The sequence below is a fragment of the Rhizobacter sp. P3_B12 genome (assembly GCF_056402895.1).
The window spans coordinates 1-4,891 of the sequence record NZ_JBFUGN010000447.1; the positions used below are offsets into that span (position 1 = coordinate 1).

The 4,891-nt window shown below is 60.7% G+C and carries 5 protein-coding genes and 1 other RNA gene; 2 read left to right on the forward strand and 4 right to left on the reverse strand.

Annotated features, from left to right (window positions below; translation table 11 throughout):
• Positions 1-149 precede the first annotated feature (149 nt).
• Both AC1D01_RS20830 and AC1D01_RS20835 read right to left on the reverse strand, forming a co-directional pair.
• Complete coding sequence (locus AC1D01_RS20830; protein ID WP_477869635.1) at positions 150-578, reverse strand: MarR family winged helix-turn-helix transcriptional regulator; 429 nt, start codon at positions 576-578, stop codon at positions 150-152.
• A 124-nt stretch (positions 579-702) separates the two neighbouring features.
• Positions 703-999 (reverse strand): hypothetical protein, encoded by a 297-nt coding sequence (locus tag AC1D01_RS20835; protein ID WP_477869637.1) that lies wholly within the window; start codon positions 997-999, stop codon positions 703-705.
• Positions 1,000-1,266: 267 nt separating this feature from the next.
• On the opposite strand from AC1D01_RS20835, the gene AC1D01_RS20840 reads away from it, so the two are divergent.
• Positions 1,267-3,063 (forward strand): hypothetical protein, encoded by a 1,797-nt coding sequence (locus AC1D01_RS20840; RefSeq protein WP_477869639.1) that lies wholly within the window; start codon positions 1,267-1,269, stop codon positions 3,061-3,063.
• Between the two features lie 179 nt (positions 3,064-3,242).
• Complete coding sequence (locus AC1D01_RS20845) at positions 3,243-3,785, forward strand: hypothetical protein (protein WP_477869641.1); 543 nt, start codon at positions 3,243-3,245, stop codon at positions 3,783-3,785.
• Positions 3,786-3,903: 118 nt separating this feature from the next.
• On the opposite strand, the gene ffs is transcribed toward AC1D01_RS20845, so the two are convergent.
• Both ffs and AC1D01_RS20855 read right to left on the reverse strand, forming a co-directional pair.
• An RNA gene (gene ffs / locus AC1D01_RS20850) (signal recognition particle sRNA small type) lies at positions 3,904-4,001 on the reverse strand.
• Positions 4,002-4,034: 33 nt separating this feature from the next.
• A partial coding sequence (locus AC1D01_RS20855; protein ID WP_477869643.1) for an AIR synthase-related protein occupies positions 4,035-4,891 on the reverse strand: 857 nt, incomplete at its 5' end.

Genomic DNA, 4,891 nt, shown 5'->3' on the forward strand with positions numbered 1-4,891 from the left:
CCACTATGGCGTCGAGCCTGGAGATTGGGTGCTGGTGCGCCCCGACGGCTACATCGGCGCGATGCTCACCGCGGGCGACGCTGCTGCGCTCGAGACCTTCCTGGGCTCGGTGGGCCTGGGCGGGGCAGCAGCATGATGTCCCACGGTCGTCAGCGCGCCCACACCAGCGCGCTGTCGGCCAGGCGCCTGAGCAGCAGTGCCAGGCGCTGCACGTCCTCGTCGGACCAGTCGGTGAGCATGGCTGTCACGACGCGGTTGCGGGCCGTATCGATCGCACTCACCATCTCGCGGCCCTTGTCGGTGATCAGGGCCTCGTTGACGCGCGCATCGGCCTGCGAGGGGCGGCGCACGATCAGGTCTTGCGCCTGCAGCTTGCTCACCTGGCGGCTGACGGTGGTGTAGTCGCGGCCCGTGCGGTCGGCCAGCTCCATGACGCCGACCGGCCCCAGCCGGTCGATCCCGATCAGCAGCGAAAACAAGGTGCTGTCGAGCTCGATGCCGGCCTCCTTCACCATCTCGGCATCGCGTTGCGGCTGGTTGATGATCCCGACGAGGTCGACCAGGGCGCCGTGCAGCATCCGGATCTCGCGGTCGATGGATTTTCGGGGGGGCTTCTTCTGCGCCATGCTGCGGGGCGGGGAGGGGAATGCGTGAAGCTTACATGCAATTCGGCATCCTCGACCAGGGTGGTCAGGCAGGGGCTCAGCTGTCTTTGCTGCGCCAAGGGAACAACTGCTTTGTCAGCCGCACACCCAGGAACACGAACAGAAGTGGGCGGCCCAGCACGTCGAATGCGGACAGGTGCTCGTCTGTCGCATCGATGATTGCCTGCTGCTGAAGCTGCCCGCCGTGGGACAAGTGCTCGCCGCGGCAGGCGTCGATCTGCTTCGAGGTGGCACTGGCTGGGTAGCTGCAGGTGCTGCAGAGGTCGGTGTGGCTTTGATTCGTCTGGCCGCAGGAGAGGCAGGACCATGGGTAGCTAGGCATGCCGACCATCATGCTACGGACCTTGCTCAATCAAGCGTTGACCTGGCCGAAGGCAAAGTCTTCCGACGGTGTGCCGAAGCCTGCGCAGTAGCGGTAGCACCGTAGCAGCGGTAGTGACGTTTGATGAGGCAACGACGATGCACTTCCATGGAGAGAACCTGCAGCGATACAGTCGCTTGACCGGCGCCGCGTGAGGCGAATCGGGCGCCCGCTTGCCGAAAGTAGCAATGATTGAGGGATACCTTTGTGAATTGCCCGAAACTCCTTCGCACACTCGTCATGGGGGACAACCCAAAAATACTTGCCCAAATTTCCTGTTTGCTGGCAAAGAAGGGGTGCTATCTACCGATAGTTGACGGTCCGCGCATGACTCGGCAAGACTATCAAGCTGAGGTAGCGATCCGTGGAAATGCTGCCGCAAACATGAAGGCAAAGGCCGTTCTCTTTGTTGCCCTCCCCGACACAACATGCTCGCTGTTCGCTAGGCAGGTACCGGCGTCGATTGTCAAGCAAATTTCCTCGGCAGAAGAGGCCAGAAACTTGCCCGGATTGGCTCGGTCGTTGAAGGGTAAACCACTTTATTGGGGTGCAGACAACCTTGCTTACGGGCTTCTAATTGCGCTACGCGAGCAGAGGTCAATCGTTTTTGAAGATCAACCCTCCCCGTCACTTCCCATCCCGAGTCGATCTGGGCACTGGGTGATCTGCGAAGCGGGTGACGAACATGCGCAAGTCATTGCCGCGAATTATGCATACTCTCTTGACGCCGGGTTGTGCTTGATACCAGCGGTGGACAGGCGTGAGGCTGAAGAACTCCTGGAGACTTTCTATAGCTTGTATGAACTGCAGGAATCGGTTGCCGACGCTCTTGATCGCTTGCACCGCAAGCTGCGCGAACTGGCTGGACCTCTGCCACTACCTGCGATGAAGTCGGCTACCTTTATAACCGGCGATCTTCCACTGGGTGTTGCTTTTCCAGAGTTTCCATCGACACACTTGTCCATGTATCCCCAGCTCGGCGTGACAGTCTTGAATGGGTTCGTGGCCGAACAGGATGACAACAAAGGCATTGGCTGCGCAGTGTTGGTTGATCCGCAAAAAACTGAAGCCCCAGAAGTTGAAGCCGCGGCCAATTTGCTGAGGGATCGCCGGGTCTTCATTCGTGGCTATGTCGGCCCTGCGGCGAGCGTTCACGATGTGAGCCGAATGGTAGAGCTTTACCCGTATGACCTGCTTGTATTTGCGACTCATTGCGGTGACGCCTCTGGCTGGCGTTGGACGTACGAGTTTGAGGATTCATCGGGAAAAATGCGACGTCTAGAAGTGGATACAGCGATAGGTGTCGCCATTTCGGATCGGGACGACGACAGGATTCTGGTAACGCAGCTCTACAACTTCACATCTCTTGATGGTGTTTCTTGGCATGATCCGGACAGGGATTCCAAGCTCGTAGTGGGTTCCGCCATTCTTGATTTCTCAAACCGGATTGATGAGTTGGAGCCTGTCCTCAAAGTTCCCATCGACCGTGTGCATCGTGCAGCGGTACTGCAGATGCATGACAACAATTACCTGCCAATCCCTCATTCAATCGCTGGCCACGGTTGCCCGGTCATTCTCAATAACGCTTGTGCGTCATGGCATCGGCTATCCGAAACATTCGTCCTTGGAGGTGCCAGGGCCTACTTGGGTACGTTGTACCCGGTGACCGCATTCGACGCAGAACCTGTGACGATAAAGCTGCTTGGAAAGCACTTTGGCAAGCCGCTGCCGGTTGCCTTATGGGCCGCTCAACGTGAAGCCTATGGAGTGACTTCGACGCGTCGCCCCTATGTGATGGCCGGCATCTTTCCGCAGAGGCTTCGGACAATATCTCGGGACGTGCCGACTGAGATTGCAAAAGTGCTGCTGCGAAACGCCAGGCACTATAAACAGCGACTTAATGGAGCTGTCGACCTTGGTGAGAAGGCGAAGGATGAGTTGCGGGAGAGCGTCGCCTACCTCGAACGTGAGGCCAAGGGCCTCTACTCTCGCTGGATCGCGCCGAGGGAGCGCAAGGTTTCGAAGTCCGGTACCTAGAACCCTTCAAAGCCCCGCGAGGGGCTCTGTCGTGTCTGTCTCTCGCCCCGGCTCCATCGAATTCACGAAGACTCAATGACCCCCGTGTTCACGGGACGCTGCGATTCGCCACTCTTGCTGTGTACGCGCGTGAGTCATAGGCTTGTGCCTCATTGCGTCGATCACCAAGAGGTCTCCCAATGGCAGATTCAGTGGCTTGTGATGTGGCTTCTTGGGCGCCTGTGGCGTCGGCGCTGGCGGCAACCTTTTCGGTGGTTGTTGCGGCCTTCGCCGCCAGTCGCTCGCATCGGTCTGCCGACGCCGCCAATAGAAACCTCGTCCTGACAAATCAGGCGCAAAGCGGTGCGACGCTATCGCGCTGCATGGAGGTTTTCATCAAGATCGAGGACGACTTGCTGGAGAAGAAGATCGCGGCGACCCGGTACTTCGAACGCCTATGGGGCCTGCAGTTCGCGCAGTACCACCTGTTCAAGCTGCGGTTGATTCCGCAAGAGGTCTACGCCGCGTGGCTGATGGCACGTCATCGCGACTACCACTCAGCACCTCCCAAGATCATCCTTGACATGACTCAGGCTGACGGATGGAAGCATGCAAAGGCCATCATCGACGATCCCGAACTCACTCTCTTCGTCGAGTCGTGGCTTCTCGATGCGAACATGACCAAGGTGAAGCTTCAGGGATTGGTCCACACGGTGCTTTCACGAGCAAATCCTACGGCTTGAGTTGCTCCAGCATCTACAGCGTGCGACTCGAGTGGGTGGGAGTTGCTTTCCGCGCTGGCTTCGACAAGCTCAGCCCGAACGGAGGTGGGCGAGCGTACATGTCGAATCGAAGAGGGAGGGTGACGAGCCTTACCCCCGGCACTGGTCGCAACAGTTAGGGCTGCTTCGTTCCCGACCTGACCCGGTTGGCCGTGCTTCCATGCGGGGAGGCCCGTCGCGGCGGATTGTAGGCGACGGGCAGAGGCCTTCTCAGCGCAGCTGCAAAGAATCGTCACCGAACTCGATGTTCAGCGGCTCGATCAGCAGCCGCTTCGGCCCGGCCTCGACCGCGCCCGCCACCATCGCCTTCACGCCCGCGGCCTGCGCCACTTCCACCGTGCGCTGCGCATCCTCGGCCTTCACGAAGATCGCAAACCCCGCGCCCATGTTCAGCGTGCTGTACGCCTCTTGGTCGTCCTGCTTCGCATGCTGCTGGATGAACTTCAGCACCGGCGTCACCTCGGGCACGCTGTGGATGCGGTAGGTGTGCTTCGCCGGATGCCGCAGCAGCTTGCGCCAGCCGTGGCCGGTGATGTTGGCGCAGTAGTGCGGCTGGATGCCGGCCTTGTACAGCGCCTCGGTCACCGGTGAATACAGCACCGTCGGCGCCAGCAGCGCCTCGCCGTAGCTCAGCCCCGGTTGCACCTCGGTCAGATACCCCTTCGGCAGCCGCTCCACCAGCTTGCGCGCCAGGCTCAGCCCGTTCGCATGGATGCCGCTCGACGCCAGCAGCACGATCGCATCGCCCGGCGCCAGCTTGTCGCCGACCGAGAGCCGCTCCTTCGGATTGATCAGCCCCGTGCAGCTCGCGGCCAGGTCGATGCGCCCCTCGGCCACGATGCCGGCCAGCGCCGGCGTCTCGCCGCCGCCCCAGGCCACCTGGCAGGTGTCGCACGCGGCCTTCCAGCCTTCCACCAGCGCCTGTGCGCGTTGCGCGTCGGAGAACCAGTCGGAGCCGCCCGCGGCCCAGTAGGCCTGCACCACCAGCGGCGTCGCGCCCACGGTGATCAGGTCGTTGATCGCCATCGCGATCGTGTCCTGCGCAATGCCGGCGTAGTAGCTCTTGC

Bases quoted from the DNA above. Each gene is read 5' to 3' on its own strand.
- AC1D01_RS20830 (WP_477869635.1), bottom strand. From the start codon at position 578: ATGCTGCACGGCGCCCTGGTCGACCTCGTCGGGATCATCAACCAGCCG.
- AC1D01_RS20835 (WP_477869637.1), bottom strand. From the start codon at position 999: ATGATGGTCGGCATGCCTAGCTACCCATGGTCCTGCCTCTCCTGCGGC.
- AC1D01_RS20840 (WP_477869639.1), top strand. From the start codon at position 1,267: ATGGGGGACAACCCAAAAATACTTGCCCAAATTTCCTGTTTGCTGGCA.
- AC1D01_RS20845 (WP_477869641.1), top strand. From the start codon at position 3,243: ATGGCAGATTCAGTGGCTTGTGATGTGGCTTCTTGGGCGCCTGTGGCG.